Here is a 19,594-nt window from a genome sequence, read left to right as displayed (position 1 = left end):
ATAACGTTAATGACTGGATCAACTATAGCGTTAGTTGTTCTAGTGTGTGGGGACTCTATATAACTTTTGGCTCTTCAAGTTAGGAGCCAAGTGAATAATTTCGCCATGAAAAAAACGCCGCACAGACAGTGCGGCGTTGTGTTCTTGCCGAGAGGTTTGATCGTTAAAGTTTGTCCCAAGCCTCAGCCCAGGCCAGACCTGCACCAGGTTCGTAATACTGAGGCGAACCTGAGCACCACGACGTGTATTTACACTTATAGTTCACACCGTTGTGGGAGTAGATTTGACCTGCTTCATGCTGCCCACCGGGCACATAAGGCGGGTACTGCTCGCCACTTCCAGGTGGGCTCACGGTGAATTCAAATTCCGCTTGGTCGGTTTTGCCATTCTCTTGGTCGCGGACATTCAGTCGCGCCTTGAACACTGTCTGCGTGGTTACAGTGTAGGCCTTGCCGCTTGCGGTGACTCCGTTTGGCGCGCTTTCTAATCCTGGAATTACCCATTGACGAAGCAGGGGACCGTTGTACCCGGTCGATGCGGCGCTTGTGAACGTATAGGCTTCTCCGGACTTCAGAGCGGTAGGGCCCGAGATACGTGCTACCGGTGGTGTGGGATTGACCGGTGTTGTGCCTCCTCCCTGAATAATAGACATGGCTTGGGTGTAATCCCGTTGAGCTGCGTAAGTCGAGTTGATCAGGGGGTTTACGGGATTGAACGTGATGGAATCGTTCTCCTTTTCGCCAATCTTGGCGACGGCAGGATCGACTTTATCCGCTATTTGCGCACCCCATCGGCCCGGTGCCAAATTGTCTCGGCTGATTTTATGGACGATATCGACCAGCTCTTTTCTCGCAGTGTCATTCCCGAAAATCCGGAAGTGCACTGCGTCGCCTGGCTTAAGTGCCTCCATGTCGGCGTTGATGAACTGGCCGATATTGGTAAGCGGATCAGGTACCCCTCCCCCCTGGAATTTCACATCCGAACAGGAGATGAAAAACTCGCCGGCGGGATCATTCCTTGCCCAAATGCCCACGATCAATCCATTGCCTGAAGCGTTGCTGGGGATGGGACGAGTGATCAGGAAATACCCCGAGGCTGATATGGCGGGTGGAGTTTGCCAGCTTGTGTTCGCTACCGTGAAGTTTTCGGGTTGCCCCAGGGGGATCAAGTCACTCCATTTCAGGGCATCAGTGGCGGTGTCAAAGCCTGGGCGTGTAATAAACGGATAGAACTTGCTCGGTACATGAGGCGCGGTACCGATAAGGCGCATTGTCAGTGATTGCCCCGGCACAACATTCGCCTTGGTCCAATTAGGGGTCGGGTAATCCAGGCTGGCTTTTTTCGGGTCATTCGCAGCGCAGATCTGGCCATCCTTGATGATCCCCTGGATCTGAGCCAGCGTCGGGTTGTTGATATGTGGGATATGGGCGACTTCATGCCATTGCTGGGCAGGAAATGCCCATTCCGCAGGCGTGCGAAACGACGCCAATGACGCTTCTCGACAGCCCTTGTCCACGATGGCCGAACCGTCCTGAGACTGCCAGAACCCTCCAGTCACCTGGCAGTTGACCGCCCGTGAAGGCGGTGTGTCCAACGCCCCATGTGCCCACCCCAAGGCCGGCGCCAGGCATGCCGCCGCCAATGTCCACTTGATAAGTCCTTGCGTGAATGTATTCATGCTCTAGTCCACCTTCAATTCAGATAAACAAGTTCCGAACTGCTGGAACGATCAGTGTGCTTGTTCAATTGGCATCATCGGTTCAGCTGATCTCCCATGGGAGCGGTGCGGGTTGCAGGGTTACTCTGCACAGAGCCATGCAGAAACACCCACCCTTGATAACTACCTTGCCCTGTAAAACCTTGATTAATGACCGCAAAGTTGCCTTGTTTGAAGGGCGTGCCCCTGGCCTTGCTGAACACGCCCATGATGGTTTCACCGGGGCCCTCGACCACGCCCCAATCCTTATCGCCGGTGAGCGGGTCAGCGTAAGCCTTGCGCAGGTAGCGCTGGGTGGTTGGTTGGCGGCGGTCGAGCACCATGTCTTCGAGAGACTTGGGGTAGGTGTTGCCTGCGGCGTAGTACAGGCCGATGGCCCGGCGGATTTCATTGCCGCGTGCCAGCAATTCCAGCTCGCGCTCGCGCTGCAACACGCTGGACCACAGGGTGCCCACTTCCATCAGCGTCACGGCCACGATTGCCACCGTTACCAACATCCCCATGAACACCGAGCCATGCTGGCGCTGTTTACCAGTCTGCATAGGCGCTCCCGTCTTTCGCGTTGCCGGGGGCGCCGCTGCGCACGTCGCCCACGCCTTGTTCGTCGGAAGGTTGCAACTGCCAGGTGTCGCGTTTGCCGGTGACCGGGTCCAGCGGGATTTCGCGCAGGTAGCGGCGGTCCACCAGGGCCTGCAGGGATTCGGGGTTGCCACCGTGGTCTTCGCGGTATTGGTCCAGGGCCTGGCGGATAGTGGAGAGGTTATGGCGCAGCACGGTCTCCTGGGCCTTGGCGTGCTGACGGAAGTATTGGGGGGTGACCAGGGTCATGAGGGTCGCGATGATGGCCATGACCACCAGCAACTCGATCAGGGTGAAACCCCGATCACCATTGGTTGTATGGCGTTCCATTCAAACTCTCCCGGGTACTGCGGGATGAAACGTCAAATACATCTTCTCCCTCTTGTGGGTTGTCGGCAGTGCTCTTGTAGCTGCGCAGTTGCCAGGTGTCTGCGGACGCACGCTCAGGGCACTCGCAGAACGGGTCGCGAGGTATACGTCGCAGGAAATAGAGTTAGTTTGTTGCCCTTCAGGTTGGTTCTATCCGTGACGCCTTCGACCAGTACTTGCAGGGAGGGGGGATAGCCGCTGTCGCTGACGCTCTTTTCGATGCGGCCGTCGTCGGCCGCTTCCTTGTAGGAATCGATGGCGCGGCGGATTTCCCGCAACGAACGTTGCAAGTCGAGTTCCCGATCGCGTTTACCCATCAATGCTGTCAGCGGATAAGCCACTGTCGCGAGTGTGGCCAGCAAGGCCAGCGTCAGTAGCAATTCAATCAGCGTAAAACCTTTGGCGCAGTGATGGCTGGGCGTACCCTGCCACATCACCGGTTTACCTCCTCGTTATCCCGCCAAGGACTTCCGCGTTAACCCAGGCATGTGAAATTGACTGCACAGGTGAGTGTAGATGTTGACTGTTTTTTGTACAGGCGCTGGGTTACTCACAATCGCTGTGCGCCTGGCTGTGGATAAGGTGTTCGTGGTTGTCCGCAGGCCATGCAGATCAAGGGCTGTAGGGGGTTGTATGAAAAATGACCAGGCTAAGTCACGGTTTTTACGGTGTTTTTCAGGTCATCAGGCGCAGCGACACACCATGACTTGCCCCCAAAGTCTGTTGGCGCTTCTGTGGATAAGATGTTCGCTATCAGCTGTAGCCCTTATAAATAAAGGCTTTGGTGGGGGTGAGCAAAATTTGATCAATTTGGCGAGAATGGCATAAAAATGCCGGTGGAAGCCTTGATTTTCATGGTCTTTATTGGGTTTTCCACAAAGGATTAAAAGTTGCCCCCAAAGTCTGTTGGCGGTTATGTGGATAACATGTTCGCTATCCGATAAAAGGCCCGTAAACACAGGGTTTGATCGGTGTGATCAAAAAATGATCGATTGTGCCTATTCTCGAATTACCTGGGGTCACGGCGAGTTTTCCACAGTGCGCAGCACAGTTGCCCACAAAGTCTGTGCGCGGTTCTGTGGATAAGATGTTGGTGCTGCTTCACAGCCCAGGTAACACCTGGCTTACAAGGAAGTGATCAAAAAATACCCAGCTTGCGGCATGGGCAGATTATTTGTAGTGAGCGGGACAAGCCCGCTCACTACAAAAAGCGGTTTATCCCTGTACAGGCACGCCTTTGAGGTACGGTGCCGGTGCTGCCCCCAGGTTATTCAGCATGCGCTCGCTGTACCAATCCACGAAGTTCACCACGCCGAACTCATAGGTCTTGGAATACGGGCCTGGCTGGTAGGCGGTGGAGTTGATGCCGCGCTGGTTCTCTTCGGCCAGGCGACGGTCCTGGTCGTTGGTGGCGTCCCACACTTCGCGCATGCGCGCTACGTCGTAGTCCACGCCTTCGACGGCGTCCTTGTGCACCAGCCACTTGGTGGTGACCATGGTTTCCTGGGCGCTGATCGGCCACACGGTGAACACGATGATGTGGTCGCCCATGCAGTGGTTCCAGGAGTGGGGCAGGTGCAGGATGCGCATCGAGCCCAGGTCCGGGTTCTTGATGCGGCCCATGAGTTTGGCGCAGCCCTGCTTGCCGTCCATGGTCATCGACACGGTGCCCTTGAGCAGCGGCATGCGTACGATACGGTTACGCAGGCCGAAGCTGGCGTGGGCGTAAGGGATCTTCTCGGCATCCCAGGCGGCGGCGGAGGCGGCCACATGGTCCTTGAACGCCTGGTCGGCGCGTGGGTCGGTGACGTCGTCCCATTCCAGCAGGGTTTTCAGCAGTTCCGGGTGCGACGCGTTGCAGTGGTAGCACTCGCGGTTGTTTTCCAGCACCAGCTTCCAGTTGGCTTTTTCCATCAAGGTGGTTTGCACCGCCACCTTGGTGTTCTCCATGTCGTAGGGTTCCATGTAGTGGTTCAGCGTCGACAGGAAGTCATCGATGGCCGGCGGGTTCTCGGCCAGGCTGATGAAGATGTAGCCGCCGGCGGTCTTCACGTTGACCGGCTTGAGGCCGTACTGTTTCATGTCGAAGTCGGCGCCCATCTCGGTGCCGGCGAACAACAGGCGACCGTCCAGTTCGTAGGTCCACTGGTGGTAGTGGCATACGAGTTTGGCGACCTTGCCCTTGTCGCTGGTGCACAAGCGCGAGCCCCGGTGGCGGCACACGTTGTGGAACGCATGCACCACGCCTTCGGCGCCACGGATCACGATGATCGGGTTCTTGCCTACTTGCAGGGTCAGGTAGTTGCCCTTGGTGGGGATCTCGCAGGTCATGCCAGCGATCAACCACTCTTTCTGGAAGATCTCCTGCATGTCGATATCAAACAACCGCTCATCAGAGTAGAACGGCTGTGGCAGCGAGAAAGTGCGCTCGCGCTCTTGCAGCATCTGCGCGGTGGCCTTGCGTGCGGGTTCCAGCGGATCGCCCAAGCTTAAGGTTGCGGTGACGTCCATCGTGTGTGTCCTCATGGCCATTCTGTGTGGCCGGCGAATAGTGGCTACGGTTGTACTACGCAAGGCATAAAGAAAGCGTCGTTGTTGGGAGCGAGTGTGGGGCCGCGCAACGTCAGAACCTTATCCATGGGCGACATGGCCCAATCTGTTCCCGACGCGCAACCCTAGGTCGTTGGGGGCTGGTCGCGATAAGTATGTGAATGTCGCAGATAGGTAAATGGGTGGTTCCGGCGTTACGCAGAATCGCCACCATAAGGCCGACGTCGGCGGTGGAGAACAACATGTCCAATAATTTCCTGAATCCGGTAACCACCCAGACCTGGGCCAATGGTCGGCACATTGTCCGGTGCGTCAAAGTCATCCAGGAAACCTGGGACGTACGCACCTTCTGCTTCATGGCTGATCAGCCGATCCTGTTCTTCTTCAAGCCAGGGCAATTCGTCACCCTGGAGCTGGAGATCGAAGGCCAGCCGATCATGCGCTCCTATACCATTTCCAGCTCGCCGTCGGTGCCGTACAGCTTCTCGGTGACCATCAAGCGCGTGCCGGGTGGCAAGGTTTCCAACTGGCTGCACGACACGTTGCACGAGGGCCAGGAGCTGGCGGTGCACGGACCGGTGGGCCTGTTCAATGCCATCGACTTTCCGAGTCCGAAAGTGTTGTACCTCAGCGGTGGCGTCGGCATCACGCCGGTGATGTCCATGGCCCGTTGGTTCTACGACACCAACGCCAACGTCGACATGACGTTTATCCACAGCGCCCGCTCGCCCAAAGACATCATTTACCACCGCGAGCTGGAGCACATGGCGTCGCGGATCGACAACTTCAGCCTGCACCTGATCTGCGAGAAACACGGGTTGGGTGAGCCATGGGCCGGCTATCGCGGTTACCTGAACCACAAGATGCTCGAACTGATGGTGCCGGACTTCCTCGAGCGCGAAGTGTTCTGCTGCGGGCCTACGCCTTACATGAACGCGGTGAAGCGCCTGCTGGAAGTGGCGGGTTTCGACATGACGCGGTATCACGAGGAGTCCTTCGGCGCCACCCCGCCGGAAGCTCGTGCGGATGCGGTGGAGCAAGCCGAGCAGGCCGCCGACGCACCGGAAATCGACCTGGCGGATCTGCACCAGGTGGAGTTTATTGCGTCGGGCAAGAGCATTCGCGTGGCGCCTGGCGAAACCGTGCACGCAGCAGCAGCCAAGCTTGGCCTGTTGATTCCAAAAGCTTGTGGCATGGGTATCTGCGGGACGTGCAAGGTACTGAAGCTGGGCGGCGAGGTCGAGATGGACCACAACGGCGGGATTACCGAGGAAGATGAGGCCGAAGGCTACATCCTGTCGTGCTGCAGCGTGCCGAAGGGTGATGTGCGTATCGAGTTCTGACTAACGAAACCGGTCTAAATGTGGGAGGGGGCTTGCCCCCGATAGCAGTGTGTCAGTCAGCGCATTGGTTAATGCTCCACCGTCATCGGGGGCAAGCCCCCTCCCACAGTCAGTGGTTAGCGGACGAACAGGTTGATGATGTACGCACCGGATGCTGTCATTTCAAACTCTTTACCGGTGACGGTAAAGAGCCTTGAAGGCTCGATGATAGTGTCACCGACGTTCGCCAGTTTCCTCAGGTCGTCCAGGCCGACGAGGGTGGCGTTGGTCTCGGAGCGGAGCTGAGAATCAGTCGTGTAGCATTGAATTTCCATGATGTTGCCCTCTGTGGGATTTCCATTTCCAGCCGACTATTCGGCAGGCAGTCAGCCCCGAAACAACGCGTCCGTTGGTTCGGGGTGACGAGATCTTATCCAGGGCAGGGGCTAGATAGATACTGTCAGAAATACGTACAAACAGTCTCTGAAATTGGGCTCAAACGCCCGTCGCATCAGGCTTCCATCACTTTCCGAATATCCGCCGCCAGTTCTCTTACACGTTCTTCCTCGGTATCCCACGCACACATGAAGCGCGCGCCGCCTTTGCCGATGAAGGTGTAGAAACGCCAGCCCTTGGCCGTCAGCGCGGCGATGGCCGGCTCCGAGAGTTGCAGGAATACGCCGTTGGCCTGCACCGGGAACATCAACTCCACGCCGGGAATATCCGCCACCAGGCTGCTCAGCAATTGAGCGCAGTGGTTGGCGTGGCGTGCGTGCTTGAGCCAGGCGTCGTTTTCCAGCAGGCCCACCCAGGGCGCGGAGAGGAAGCGCATTTTCGAGGCCAATTGGCCTGCCTGTTTGCAGCGGTAGTCGAAGTCTTCGGCGAGCTTGTGGTTGAAGAACAGGATCGCTTCACCCACGGCCATGCCGTTCTTGGTGCCGCCAAAGCACAGTACGTCCACGCCGGCTTTCCAAGTCAGGTCGGCGGGCGAGCAGCCGAGGAACGCGCAGGCGTTGGAGAAGCGTGCGCCGTCCATGTGCAGGTTCAGGCCCAGCTCTTTGCAGGTGGCGCTGATGGCGCGGATTTCTTCCGGGGTGTACACGCTGCCGACTTCGGTGGCTTGGGTCAGGGTGACCACGCGTGGCTTGGGGTAGTGGATGTCCTGGCGCTTGAGGGCGATCTCGCGGATCGACTCCGGGGTCAGCTTGCCGTTTTCGGTGCGGGCGGTGAGCAGTTTGGAGCCGTTGGAGAAAAACTCCGGCGCGCCGCATTCGTCGGTTTCGACGTGGGCGGTTTCCGAGCAAATCACGCTATGGTAGCTCTGGCACAGCGAAGACAGCGCGAGCGAGTTGGCGGCGGTGCCGTTGAAGGCGAAGAACACTTCGCAATCGGTTTCGAAAAGGTTGCGGAAACCGTCGGCAGCGCGGTGGGTCCATTCATCATCGCCGTAGGCGCGCTGATGGCCCTGGTTGGCTTGTTCCATGGCGGCCCAGGCTTCCGGGCAGATGCCGGAATAGTTGTCACTGGCGAATTGTTGGCTCTTGTCGGTCATGGCCCATTCCTGTGGTCGATGTTGGTGCGCACTGTAACCAAGATTGTCGCGGGTGCGCACGTTCTGTAAATGCAAAGTCACTGGGGAATTATGCACGGTACTGGAACGATGCCTGTCGGACGTGTCCGCGATGGCGCCTTGGATCTGCTCAAGTGGCTGGCGCTGTTGAGTATGGTGCTGGACCACCTGCGCTATGTCGGTTTAAGCCTGGATGGTTTGTATGTGCCGGGGCGCCTGGCGTTCCCATGGTTTTGCCTGGCGATTGCGGCGAATCTGCATCGGGTCAGAAACACGCCTGTGAGGGGGCAGTGGCGTTACCTGGGATGGCTACTGCTGTTCAGTGTGATCAGCGAAGTGCCGTACCGGCTGTTTATCGAGGATGCCGATACGTTGAATGTGTTGCCAACCCTGGCGCTGGGTTTGCTGGTTGCCCGAGGATGGCAGCAGAAGACGTTTTTTGATCGAGGATTGGCGGCGATTGCCGTCACGATTGCGGCGGTGTTTTCCGCGCAGTTGATGTTCGGTTTGTTTGGGGTCTTGCTGCCGCTGGCTATGCTGTTGGTGTTCAGTCGCCCATGGTATTTCAGCCTATTGCCAGGTTTGGTCTGTGTCGCCGCCAACCAATGGCAAATCCTGCTCGATAGCGGCACGCCTGTGGCGCTGTTGGGGTTGGCTGCGTGCCTGATTGCGCCATTGGCAGGCTTGGTCTTATTGCGGCATGGGCAAAACATCTCGCCACCCGCTATGCGCCGCTGGGCCTACACCCTCTATCCCCTGCATTTCCTGCTGCTGCTACTCATCCGCCAGATCATCGCGTAATCCCCTGTGGGAGGGGGCTTGCCCCCGATAGCGGTGGGCCAGCTTGCAGATGCAGTGGCTGACACTTTGCAATCGGGGGCAAGCCCCCTCCCACATTTTTTCCGCGTTGTTCCCGCTATGTCGTAAACGCACCTTTGCGTGGCGTGCGTAGGCATTTGACCTGTCTGCGCCAGCCCTACCATCGCATCAAAGGGCCCTGCACGGGCCTCAACAATACGAAAGGCTGGGAGAGACGCGATGTTCAGCAAACAAGACCAGATCCAGGGATATGACGACGCACTGCTGGCGGCCATGAATGCCGAGGAGCAGCGCCAGGAAGATCATATCGAGCTGATCGCGTCGGAGAACTACACCAGCAAGCGCGTGATGGAAGCCCAAGGCAGTGGCCTCACCAACAAATACGCCGAAGGCTACCCGGGCAAGCGCTACTACGGTGGCTGCGAGCACGTGGACAAAGTCGAAGCCCTGGCCATCGAGCGCGCCAAGCAGCTGTTCGGCGCCGACTACGCCAACGTGCAGCCGCACTCCGGTTCGTCCGCCAACAGTGCTGTATACCTGGCCCTGATCAACGCTGGCGACACCATCCTGGGCATGAGCCTGGCCCACGGCGGTCACCTGACCCACGGCGCCAAGGTGTCGTCCTCGGGCAAGCTGTACAACGCGGTGCAGTACGGCATCAACACCGACACCGGCCTGATCGACTACGACGAAGTCGAGCGCCTGGCCGTCGAACACAAACCGAAAATGGTCGTGGCCGGTTTCTCCGCCTACTCCAAGACCCTGGATTTCCCGCGCTTCCGTCAGATCGCGGACAAGGTCGGCGCGCTGCTGTTCGTCGACATGGCCCACGTCGCCGGCCTGGTTGCCGCCGGCCTGTACCCGAACCCACTGCCGTACGCCGACGTGGTCACCACCACCACCCACAAGACCCTGCGCGGTCCCCGTGGCGGCCTGATCCTGGCCAAGGCCAACGAAGAAATTGAAAAGAAACTCAACGCTGCCGTGTTCCCCGGTGCCCAGGGCGGCCCGCTGATGCACGTCATCGCCGGCAAGGCCGTGTGCTTCAAGGAAGCGCTGGAACCAGGCTTCAAGGCTTATCAGCAACAAGTGATCGACAACGCCCAGGCCATGGCCAGCGTGTTTATCAAACGCGGCTACGATGTCGTGTCCGGCGGCACCGATAACCACCTGTTCCTGGTTAGCCTGATCCGTCAGGGGCTCACTGGCAAAGAGGCGGACGCCGCCCTCGGTCGCGCCCATATCACCGTCAACAAGAATGCGGTGCCGAATGACCCGCAGTCGCCGTTCGTGACCTCGGGCCTGCGCATCGGCACCCCAGCGGTGACCACGCGTGGTTTCAAAGTGCCGCAGTGCATCGAACTGGCCGGCTGGATCTGCGACATCCTCGACAACCTCGGCGATGCCGATGTGGAGGCCAACGTGGCCAAGCACGTGTCTGCCCTGTGCGCTGATTTCCCGGTTTATCGCTGAGCGCGGTTTTGGAGTAATGACTATGCAACGCTACTCGGGCTTCGGCCTCTTCAAGCACTCCCTCAGCCACCACGAAAACTGGCAGAAGATGTGGCGCACGCCGACCCCTAAAAAGGTCTACGACGTGGTCATCGTCGGCGGCGGCGGGCATGGTCTGGCGACCGCTTACTACCTGGCCAAAGAGCACGGCATCACCAACGTGGCCGTGGTCGAGAAAGGCTGGCTGGGCGGCGGTAACACCGCGCGCAACACCACCATCGTGCGTTCCAACTACCTGTGGGACGAGTCGGCGCACCTGTACGAGCACGCGATGAAACTGTGGGAAGGCCTGTCCCAGGACCTCAATTACAACGTGATGTTCTCCCAGCGTGGCGTTTACAACCTGTGCCACACCCTGCAGGACATCCGTGATTCCGAGCGCCGCGTCAGCGCCAACCGCCTCAACGGTGTGGACGGCGAACTGCTCAACGCCAAGCAAGTGGCCGACGAGATCCCGTACCTCGACTGCTCCAAGAACACCCGCTATCCAGTACTCGGCGCCACCGTGCAACGGCGCGGCGGCGTGGCCCGTCACGATGCCGTGGCCTGGGGCTTTGCCCGTGCCGCCGACGCCCTCGGCGTGGACTTGATCCAGCAGACCGAAGTGATTGGCTTCCGCAAGGAAAACGGCGTGTGCATCGGGGTGGAAACCAACAAGGGCTTCATCGGCGCCAAGCGCGTCGGTGTGGTGACTGCCGGTAACTCCGGGCACATGGCTTCGCTCGCCGGGTTCCGCCTGCCGATCGAATCCCACCCGCTGCAAGCGTTGGTGTCGGAGCCGATCAAGCCGATTATCGACAGTGTGATCATGTCCAACGCCGTACACGGTTACATCAGCCAGTCCGACAAGGGCGACCTGGTGATTGGCGCCGGTATCGACGGCTACAACGGCTACGGCCAGCGCGGTTCGTACCCGGTGATCGAACACACCATCCAGGCCATCGTCGAGATGTTCCCGGTGCTGTCCCGCGTGCGCATGAACCGCCAGTGGGGCGGTATCGTCGACACCACGCCGGATGCCTGCCCGATCATCTCCAAGACCCCGGTGCCAAACATGTTCTTCAACTGCGGTTGGGGCACCGGTGGCTTCAAGGCCACGCCGGGCTCAGGCAACGTGTTTGCCGCCAGCCTGGCCAAGGGTGAAATGCATCCATTGGCCGCACCTTTTTCCATCGACCGTTTCCACAACGGTGCGCTCATCGACGAACACGGCGCTGCGGCCGTCGCCCACTAACAGGAGAAATTCCCTATGTTGCATATCTTCTGTCCTCACTGTGGCGAACTGCGCTCCGAAGAGGAATTCCACGCATCCGGCCAAGCGCACATCCCGCGCCCGCTGGACCCGAATGCCTGCACCGATGAAGAGTGGGGCGACTACATGTTCTTCCGCGACAACCCCCGTGGCCTGCACCACGAGCTTTGGATTCATGCCGCCGGTTGCCGCCAATACTTCAACGCGACCCGCGACACCCTGACCTACGAAATTCTTGAAACCTACAAGATCGGTGAGAAGCCACAATTCACCGCCAAGGCCTCTGGAGAGAAGGTATGAGCCAGACCAATCGCCTGTCCAACGGTGGCCGGATCGACCGTAATAAAGTCCTGACGTTTACTTTCAACGGCCAGACCTACAAAGGCTTTGAAGGCGACACACTGGCCGCCGCCCTGCTGGCCAACGGCGTCGACATCATTGGCCGCAGCTTCAAGTACTCGCGCCCGCGCGGCATCTTTGCCGCCGGCGCCGAAGAGCCGAACGCGGTGCTGCAGATCGGCGCCACCGAAGCCACCCAGATTCCCAACGTGCGCGCCACCCAACAGGCGCTGTACCAGGGCCTGGTCGCCACCAGCACCAACGGCTGGCCGAACGTCAACAATGACGTGATGGGCATCCTCGGCAAGGTCGGCGGCAAGCTGATGCCGCCGGGGTTCTACTACAAAACCTTCATGTACCCGCAATCGTTCTGGATGACCTACGAGAAGTACATTCGCAAGGCCGCCGGTCTTGGCCGCTCGCCGACCGAGAACGATCCGGACACCTACGACAACTTCAACCGTCACTGTGACGTGCTGGTCGTCGGCGCCGGCCCTGCTGGCCTGGCTGCCGCACTGGCCGCCGCCCGCAGTGGGGCTCGCGTGATCCTCGCCGATGAGCAGGAAGAGTTCGGCGGCTCGCTGCTGGATTCCCGTGAAAGCCTCGACGGCAAGCCGGCTGCCGAATGGGTTGCCAGCGTCATCGCTGAATTGAAAGCGCTGCCGGACGTGGTGCTGCTGCCACGCGCCACCGTCAACGGCTACCACGACCATAACTTCCTGACCATTCACGAACGTCTCACCGACCACCTCGGTGACCGTGCGCCGATTGGCGTGGTGCGCCAGCGTATCCACCGTGTGCGCGCCAAGCGTGTGGTGCTGGCGACCGGTGCGTGCGAGCGTCCGCTGGTGTACGGCAACAACGATGTGCCGGGCAACATGTTGGCCGGTGCGGTCTCCACTTACGTGCGTCGCTACGGCGTGGCCCCCGGCAAGAAACTGGTGCTGTCGACCAACAACGACCACGCCTACCGCGTTGCGTTGGACTGGCTCGATGCCGGCCTTGCAGTGGTGGCGGTGGCCGATGTGCGCCACAACCCACGCGGTGCGCTGGTGGAAGAAGCCCGCGCCAAAGGCATTCGTATCCTCACCGGCAGCGCCGTGATCGAAGCCCGTGGCAGCAAGCACGTGACCGCCGCCCGCGTGGCCGCGATCGATGTGAAGGCGCATAAAGTCACCAGCCCCGGCGAATGGCTGGAGTGCGACCTGGTCGCCAGCTCCGGCGGCTACAGCCCGGTGGTCCACCTGGCTTCGCACCTGGGCGGCAAGCCGACCTGGCGTGAAGATATCCTCGGTTTCGTACCGGGCGAAGCCCCGCAGAAACGCGTGTGCGTCGGTGGTATCAACGGCGTCTACGGCCTTGGCGATTCCCTGGCGGATGGTTTTGAAGGCGGCGTGCGCGCGGCCAGCGAAGCCGGTTTCGCGCCAGTGGAAGGTACCTTGCCGAAAGCGCTCAGCCGCCTGGAAGAGCCGACTTTGGCTATTTACCAAGTGCCACACGACAAGCCCACTGCACGAGCGCCGAAGCAATTCGTCGACCTGCAGAACGACGTGACCGCCGCCGCCATCGAACTGGCGACCCGTGAAGGTTTCGAGTCGGTCGAGCACGTCAAGCGCTACACCGCGCTGGGCTTCGGCACCGACCAGGGCAAGCTGGGCAACGTCAACGGCCTGGCCATTGCCGCCCGTTCGCTGAACGTGACCATCCCGCAGATGGGCACCACCATGTTCCGTCCCAACTACACGCCGGTCACCTTCGGCGCGGTAGCGGGCCGTCACTGTGGGCACATCTTCGAGCCGGTACGCTACACCGCGCTGCACGCCTGGCACGTGAAGAACGGCGCCGAGTTTGAAGATGTCGGCCAGTGGAAACGCCCATGGTATTTCCCGCGCAACGGTGAAGACCTGCACGCCGCAGTCAAGCGCGAATGCCTGGCCGTGCGCGACAGCGTCGGCCTGCTCGATGCATCGACCCTGGGCAAGATCGACATCCAGGGCCCGGACGCGCGTGAGTTCCTCAACCGCATCTACACCAACGCCTGGACCAAGCTCGACGTGGGCAAGGCGCGCTACGGCCTGATGTGCAAGGAAGACGGCATGGTCTTCGACGACGGCGTCACCGCCTGCCTGGCCGACAACCACTTCCTGATGACCACCACCACCGGCGGCGCGGCACGCGTGCTGCAGTGGCTGGAAATCTACCAACAGACCGAATGGCCAGACCTCAAGGTGTACTTCACCTCGGTCACCGACCACTGGGCAACCATGACGCTGTCTGGCCCCAACAGCCGCAAGCTGCTGGCCGAAGTCACCGACATCGACCTGGACAAGGACGGCTTCCCGTTCATGACCTGGAAAGAAGGCTTGGTCGGCGGCGTACCGGCGCGGGTGTTCCGTATCTCGTTTACCGGTGAGCTGTCGTACGAAGTCAACGTGCAAGCCGACTACGCCATGGGCGTGCTGGAAAAAATCGTCGACGCCGGCAAGAAGTACAACCTGACCCCGTACGGCACCGAGACCATGCACGTGCTGCGGGCCGAGAAGGGCTTCATCATCGTCGGCCAGGACACCGACGGCTCGATGACCCCGGACGACCTGAACATGGGTTGGTGCGTGGGCCGGACCAAGCCGTTCTCGTGGATCGGCTGGCGCGGCATGAACCGTGAAGACTGCGTGCGTGAAGAGCGTAAGCAACTGGTGGGCTTGAAGCCGGTCGATCCGAAGGTGTGGCTGCCGGAAGGCGCGCAACTGGTGTTTGATCCGAAGCAGTCGATCCCGATGAAGATGGTCGGTCACGTCACCTCAAGCTATGCCCACAACTCCCTCGGCTATTCGTTCGCGATGGCGGTGGTGAAGGGTGGCTTGAAGCGCATCGGCGAGCGGGTGTTCTCACCGCAGGCCGATGGCAGCGTGATCGAGGCGGAGATTGTTTCTTCGGTGTTCTTCGACCCGAAAGGCGATCGCCAGAACATCTGATGGACCGAGTCGCCTGTATCGGGGGCAAGCCCCCTCCCACATGTTGAAATGCATTCCCCTGTGGGAGGGGGCTTGCCCCCGATGAGGCCAGAACAGACACCACAGCATTTAGAACAGGTGCTTTATGACAGCAGCCAATGTTTACCAACAACGCCCCACCTCCGGCGCCAAGGCCGAGTCGTCGCTGCACCATGCCGACCTCGCCAGCCTGGTCGGCAAGGGCCGCAAGAACGCCGGTGTGACCGTGCGTGAAAAGAAACTCCTGGGCCACCTGACTATTCGTGGTGACGGCCACGATGCAGCCTTCGCCGCCGGCGTGCACAAAGCCATCGGCATCGAGTTGCCCGGTGCGCTGCAAGTGATCGTCAAGGGCGAAACCAGCCTGCAATGGCTCGGCCCGGATGAGTGGTTGCTGATCGTGCCGAGCGGTGAAGAATTCGCCGCCGAGCAAAACCTGCGTGCCGCCCTGGGCGACTTGCATATCCAGGTCGTCAATGTCAGCGGCGGCCAGCAGATCCTCGAACTCAGCGGCCCGAACGTGCGCGATGTGCTGATGAAGTCCACCAGCTACGACGTGCACCCCAACAACTTCCCGGTGGGCAAGGCGGTGGGCACGGTGTTCGCCAAGTCACAACTGGTGATCCGCCACACGGCCGAGGACACCTGGGAACTGCTGATCCGTCGCAGCTTCTCGGACTACTGGTGGTTGTGGTTGCAGGATGCGTCGGCCGAGTTCGGCCTGAGCGTCCAAGCCTGATTGAATGAGCACAAGAGGGCTGTTGTGGCGAGGGGGCTTGTCCCCCGTTGGAGCGCGCAGCGGTCCCCATACAGTCAGCGCATTTATCCTGAAATAACCGAGCAGCAGGTTTAAGGGCTGCTTCGCAGCCCAACGGGGGATAAGCCCCCTCGCCACAAGGGCCTGAGGATTGCATTATGAGCCGCGCACCCGATACATGGATTTTGACCGCCGACTGCCCCAGCGTGCTCGGCACGGTGGACGCGGTCACCCGCTACTTGTTCGAACAGGGTTGCTACGTCACTGAGCACCACTCGTTCGATGATCGGCTTTCGGGCCGGTTCTTTATCCGCGTGGAATTCCGCCAGCCGGACGGTTTTGACGAGCAGGCGTTCCGCGATGGCCTGGCCACGCGGGGTGAAGCCTTCGGCATGATCTTCGAGCTGACGGCGCCGAACTACCGGCCAAAAGTGGTGATCATGGTCTCCAAGGCCGATCACTGCCTCAACGACCTGCTGTACCGCCAGCGCATCGGCCAACTGTCGATGGACGTGGTGGCGGTGGTGTCCAATCACCCCGATCTGAAACCGTTGGCCGACTGGCACCAGATTCCCTACTACCATTTCCCCCTCGACCCCAACGACAAACCGTCCCAGGAGCGTCAGGTGTGGCAAGTGGTGGAAGACACCGGCGCCGAATTGGTGATCCTTGCGCGCTACATGCAAGTGCTGTCGCCGGAGCTGTGCCGCAAGCTGGATGGCAAGGCCATCAATATTCACCACTCGTTGCTGCCGGGGTTCAAGGGCGCCAAGCCGTATCACCAGGCGTACAACAAGGGCGTGAAGCTGGTGGGCGCCACGGCGCATTACATCAACAACGACCTGGACGAAGGCCCGATCATCGCCCAGGGCGTGGAGGTGGTGGATCACAGCCACTATCCCGAGGACTTGATTGCCAAGGGGCGGGATATCGAAGGGCTGACGTTGGCCCGGGCGGTGGGGTATCACATTGAGCGGCGGGTGTTTTTGAACGCCAATCGGACGGTGGTGCTCTGACTCGCGCCAATCGGGGGCAAGCCCCCTCCCACAGGGGAACGCATTTCAAAATGTGGGAGGGGGCTTGCCCCCGATGAGGCCCTCACTAACAACGCAATAACAGCATCTGTACCCGAGCACTTAACGCGCTGCCTGCCTGGGCAACGCAGTTCCATAAAAACAACAGCGAGGTGAAAGCATGTCTGGTAATCGTGGTGTCGTGTATCTCGGCAACGGCAAGGTCGAAGTACAGAAAATCGACTATCCCAAAATGCAGGACCCCCGTGGCAGGAAGATCGAGCACGGCGTCATCCTGCGCGTGGTCTCCACCAACATCTGCGGCTCCGACCAACACATGGTGCGTGGCCGTACCACTGCCCAGACCGGCCTGGTGCTCGGTCATGAAATTACCGGTGAAGTGATCGAGAAGGGCAGCGACGTCGAGAACCTGAAAATCGGCGACCTGGTGTCCGTACCGTTCAACGTAGCCTGCGGCCGCTGCCGCTCGTGCAAAGAGCAACACACCGGCGTGTGCCTGACCGTCAACCCGGCCCGTGCTGGTGGCGCCTACGGCTATGTCGACATGGGTGACTGGACCGGCGGCCAGGCCGAATACGTACTGGTGCCGTACGCCGACTTCAACCTGCTCAAACTGCCGGATCGCGACAAGGCCATGGAGAAAATCCGCGACCTGACCTGCCTCTCCGACATTCTCCCGACCGGCTACCACGGCGCCGTCACTGCCGGCGTTGGCCCAGGCAGCACGGTCTACATCGCCGGTGCCGGTCCTGTGGGCTTGGCGGCTGCTGCTTCCGCCCGCCTGCTGGGCGCTGCCGTGGTGATCATCGGCGACGTCAACCCGGTCCGCCTGGCCCACGCCAAGGCCCAGGGTTTCGAAATTGCCGACCTGTCCAAGGACACCCCGCTGCACGAACAGATCGCCGCACTGCTGGGCGAGCCGGAAGTGGACTGCGCCGTCGATGCCGTGGGCTTCGAAGCCCGTGGTCATGGTCACGAAGGCGTCAAGGCGGAAGCCCCGGCCACCGTGCTCAACTCGCTGATGGGCGTGGTGCGCGTGGCGGGCAAGATCGGTATCCCTGGCCTGTACGTCACCGAAGATCCGGGTGCCGTGGATGCCGCCGCAAAAATGGGCAGCCTGAGCATTCGCTTTGGTTTGGGCTGGGCCAAGTCCCACAGCTTCCACACCGGCCAGACGCCGGTGATGAAGTACAACCGCCAGCTGATGCAGGCGATCATGTGGGACCGTATCAACATTGCCGAAATCGTGGGCGTGCAGGTCATCAGCCTGGACGATGCGCCGCGTGGGTATGGCGAGTTCGATGCGGGTGTGCCGAAGAAGTTTGTGATTGATCCGCACAAACTCTTTAGCGCGGCTTAAATCCCTGGGATACCGCGTTCCAAATGTGGGAGGGGCAAGCCCTCCCACAGATCTGACAGTCTGCGCGCCGGGTTCCTGGCGCCATCTCACCTCAAAGTGATGCTAATTGACCCTGATACAGCACCGGCCCGGTCGGTTGGCCGGTCGGCGAGCCCCCTTGTGGCTCCAGGCTGACGGCGAGGGTCAGCGGTGTTTTCAGCAGCGCCTGCTGCGCTTTGTTCAACGCGATTCGACCTTTGCCCGCCACTGGCACCAGGCCCAGGGATATCGGCTTGCCCCCGGCAGGAATGGCCCACAGTTCCAGGGCGCGTGTCGGCTCAAGAGCGGCCAATGCCAGCGGCTCGACTTGCAGGTGGTCGGCAAACGCCTTGATCTGCAGCGCCGGTTGCTGGTTGGCGGCGACCAGCGTGGCGTTGTATTCCACCCCCAGGTCGCGCTGATACAGCACGCCCACCAGCACAGCAATGACGATGCCAAACGCTGCCGCCAGCAGGCGCAGGTTCATCCAGAACGGTTTTTTCGCCGGCACATGCAGCACTTGCGGCTCGATTCGCGCCTTGATGCCTTCCCACACATGTGCGGGCACCGGTCGCTCGGGCAAGGCGCAGGTCAGGCTGGCGAGTGCGTCCTGCCAGTGGCCGAGTTCCACGCGCAGCGCGGCATCCTCCAGCAGCAGGGCATCAAAACGCCTGCGCGCGGTGGCGGGCATCAGGCCTATGGCGTAGTCGGCGGCCAGGGCGCGGCGCAGGGCGGTGGTCTGGTAGTTCATGATTCAAGGCACCTGCGCAGGCGTTCCATGCCGCGACGAATCCAGGATTTGACCGAGCCCAGGGGCGCGGCCAAGTGTTCGGCCAATTCCGAGCACGACAGGCCCTGGAAGTAAGCCACGCTGATCGACTGGCGTTGCATGCCGTCGAGGGTGTCCAGGCAACGGTTCAAGGTGCGGGCTTGGCGTTCGCTGTCGAGTTGGTCGTGGGCGCTGGGGGCCTCATCGAGCAAGGCGTCTTGCTGACCCTCTGCCAGCGGCTGTTCACGGTGTTTGCGCAATTGGTCGATAGCCAGGTTGCGGGTGATGTTGACCATCCAGGTCATCGGCGCAGACAGGTGCGCTTCGTAGCGGGAGGCGTTGTACCAGATACGCACGAAGGCTTCCTGCAACACCTCTTCGGCCAGGTCCGGGCGGCCCATGAAACGCAGGGCTACACCGTGCAGGCGCGGCGAAACGCTGCGGTAGAGGGTTTCGAATGCCTGGCGGTTACCCAGGGCACATTGCGCCAGCAAAGGGCGCAATGGGTCAGCATCATCGGCGCTAATAGGGCTTCTCCAGACCCTCGTTCGAGGGTGACGGGACTGCACGCGGTACGCGGAGGGTAGTCCAGCCTGGGCATTCATTCCATCCAACTCCGAGTGGCGTATGCAGG

The 19,594-nt window shown here is 60.5% G+C and carries 17 protein-coding genes and 1 pseudogene; 9 read left to right on the top strand and 9 right to left on the bottom strand.

The window, feature by feature from the left end:
* Positions 1-163: 163 nt before the first annotated feature.
* The 5 genes and pseudogenes from ACZ445_RS27790 to gbcA form a co-directional block, all read right to left on the bottom strand.
* Positions 164-1,678, bottom strand: a complete 1,515-nt coding sequence (locus ACZ445_RS27790; RefSeq protein ID WP_058426653.1) for a lytic polysaccharide monooxygenase — start codon at positions 1,676-1,678, stop codon at positions 164-166.
* A gap of 74 nt (positions 1,679-1,752) precedes the next feature.
* Positions 1,753-2,259 carry a type II secretion system protein gene (locus ACZ445_RS27785; protein WP_464707793.1) on the bottom strand — a complete coding sequence of 169 codons (507 nt, stop codon included), beginning with the start codon at positions 2,257-2,259 and terminating at the stop codon, positions 1,753-1,755.
* Entirely contained in the window at positions 2,246-2,626 is a 381-nt protein-coding gene (locus ACZ445_RS27780) for a type II secretion system protein (protein WP_464707792.1), read from the bottom strand. Before ACZ445_RS27780 ends, ACZ445_RS27785 begins: the two co-directional genes overlap by 14 nt.
* Positions 2,601-3,099 (bottom strand): annotated as a pseudogene (locus ACZ445_RS27775) (type II secretion system protein). Before ACZ445_RS27775 ends, ACZ445_RS27780 begins: the two are co-directional and overlap by 26 nt.
* 781 nt (positions 3,100-3,880) lie before the next feature.
* Positions 3,881-5,176, bottom strand: a complete 1,296-nt coding sequence (gene gbcA / locus ACZ445_RS27770) for a glycine-betaine demethylase subunit GbcA (protein WP_058426656.1) — start codon at positions 5,174-5,176, stop codon at positions 3,881-3,883.
* 281 nt (positions 5,177-5,457) lie between these two features.
* On the opposite strand from gbcA, the gene gbcB reads away from it, so the two are divergent.
* Positions 5,458-6,558 (top strand): glycine-betaine demethylase subunit GbcB, encoded by a 1,101-nt coding sequence (gbcB, locus tag ACZ445_RS27765; protein WP_058426657.1) that lies wholly within the window; start codon positions 5,458-5,460, stop codon positions 6,556-6,558.
* 116 nt (positions 6,559-6,674) lie between these two features.
* On the opposite strand, the gene ACZ445_RS27760 is transcribed toward gbcB, so the two are convergent.
* Positions 6,675-6,872 carry a hypothetical protein gene (locus ACZ445_RS27760; RefSeq protein ID WP_058426658.1) on the bottom strand — a complete coding sequence of 66 codons (198 nt, stop codon included), beginning with the start codon at positions 6,870-6,872 and terminating at the stop codon, positions 6,675-6,677.
* Between the two features lie 176 nt (positions 6,873-7,048).
* Positions 7,049-8,089, bottom strand: a complete 1,041-nt coding sequence (locus ACZ445_RS27755) for a threonine aldolase family protein (RefSeq protein WP_058426659.1) — start codon at positions 8,087-8,089, stop codon at positions 7,049-7,051.
* 90 nt (positions 8,090-8,179) lie between these two features.
* On the opposite strand from ACZ445_RS27755, the gene ACZ445_RS27750 reads away from it, so the two are divergent.
* The 8 genes from ACZ445_RS27750 to fdhA all read left to right on the top strand — a co-directional run bounded on the left by ACZ445_RS27750 (position 8,180) and on the right by fdhA (position 18,173).
* Positions 8,180-8,908, top strand: a complete 729-nt coding sequence (locus ACZ445_RS27750; RefSeq protein ID WP_179029863.1) for a TraX family protein — start codon at positions 8,180-8,182, stop codon at positions 8,906-8,908.
* Positions 8,909-9,145: 237 nt separating this feature from the next.
* Positions 9,146-10,399, top strand: a complete 1,254-nt coding sequence (gene glyA / locus ACZ445_RS27745) for a serine hydroxymethyltransferase (RefSeq protein ID WP_034101149.1) — start codon at positions 9,146-9,148, stop codon at positions 10,397-10,399.
* Between the two features lie 22 nt (positions 10,400-10,421).
* Positions 10,422-11,672: a sarcosine oxidase subunit beta gene (locus tag ACZ445_RS27740; protein WP_010207084.1), complete on the top strand. Its 1,251-nt coding sequence runs from the start codon at positions 10,422-10,424 to the stop codon at positions 11,670-11,672.
* Between the two features lie 15 nt (positions 11,673-11,687).
* Positions 11,688-11,990: a sarcosine oxidase subunit delta gene (locus tag ACZ445_RS27735; protein WP_010207083.1), complete on the top strand. Its 303-nt coding sequence runs from the start codon at positions 11,688-11,690 to the stop codon at positions 11,988-11,990.
* Positions 11,987-15,004, top strand: a complete 3,018-nt coding sequence (locus ACZ445_RS27730; RefSeq protein WP_058426662.1) for a sarcosine oxidase subunit alpha — start codon at positions 11,987-11,989, stop codon at positions 15,002-15,004. The genes ACZ445_RS27735 and ACZ445_RS27730 overlap by 4 nt, the downstream gene beginning before the upstream one ends.
* Positions 15,005-15,128: 124 nt before the next feature.
* Positions 15,129-15,761 (top strand): sarcosine oxidase subunit gamma, encoded by a 633-nt coding sequence (locus ACZ445_RS27725; RefSeq protein WP_058426663.1) that lies wholly within the window; start codon positions 15,129-15,131, stop codon positions 15,759-15,761.
* A gap of 176 nt (positions 15,762-15,937) precedes the next feature.
* The gene (gene purU / locus ACZ445_RS27720) at positions 15,938-16,795 is read left to right on the top strand and encodes a formyltetrahydrofolate deformylase (protein ID WP_005792124.1); all 858 of its coding nucleotides are present in this window, start codon (positions 15,938-15,940) and stop codon (positions 16,793-16,795) included.
* A gap of 178 nt (positions 16,796-16,973) precedes the next feature.
* On the top strand, positions 16,974-18,173 hold the full coding sequence (fdhA, locus tag ACZ445_RS27715) for a formaldehyde dehydrogenase, glutathione-independent (RefSeq protein ID WP_016972852.1): 1,200 nt from the start codon (positions 16,974-16,976) through the stop codon (positions 18,171-18,173).
* 91 nt (positions 18,174-18,264) lie between these two features.
* Here the strand turns inward: fdhA and ACZ445_RS27710 are convergent, their stop codons facing one another.
* Together ACZ445_RS27710 and ACZ445_RS27705 are read right to left on the bottom strand one after the other, a co-directional pair.
* Complete coding sequence (locus tag ACZ445_RS27710; RefSeq protein ID WP_058426664.1) at positions 18,265-18,942, bottom strand: anti-sigma factor; 678 nt, start codon at positions 18,940-18,942, stop codon at positions 18,265-18,267.
* Positions 18,939-19,565 (bottom strand): sigma-70 family RNA polymerase sigma factor, encoded by a 627-nt coding sequence (locus ACZ445_RS27705; RefSeq protein ID WP_081049330.1) that lies wholly within the window; start codon positions 19,563-19,565, stop codon positions 18,939-18,941. Before ACZ445_RS27705 ends, ACZ445_RS27710 begins: the two co-directional genes overlap by 4 nt.
* Positions 19,566-19,594 lie beyond the last annotated feature (29 nt).

Source organism: Pseudomonas allii (genome assembly GCF_055380095.1).
Note: the sequence above shows the minus strand (reverse complement) of the source record. Positions and strands in the feature narration are given on the sequence as shown.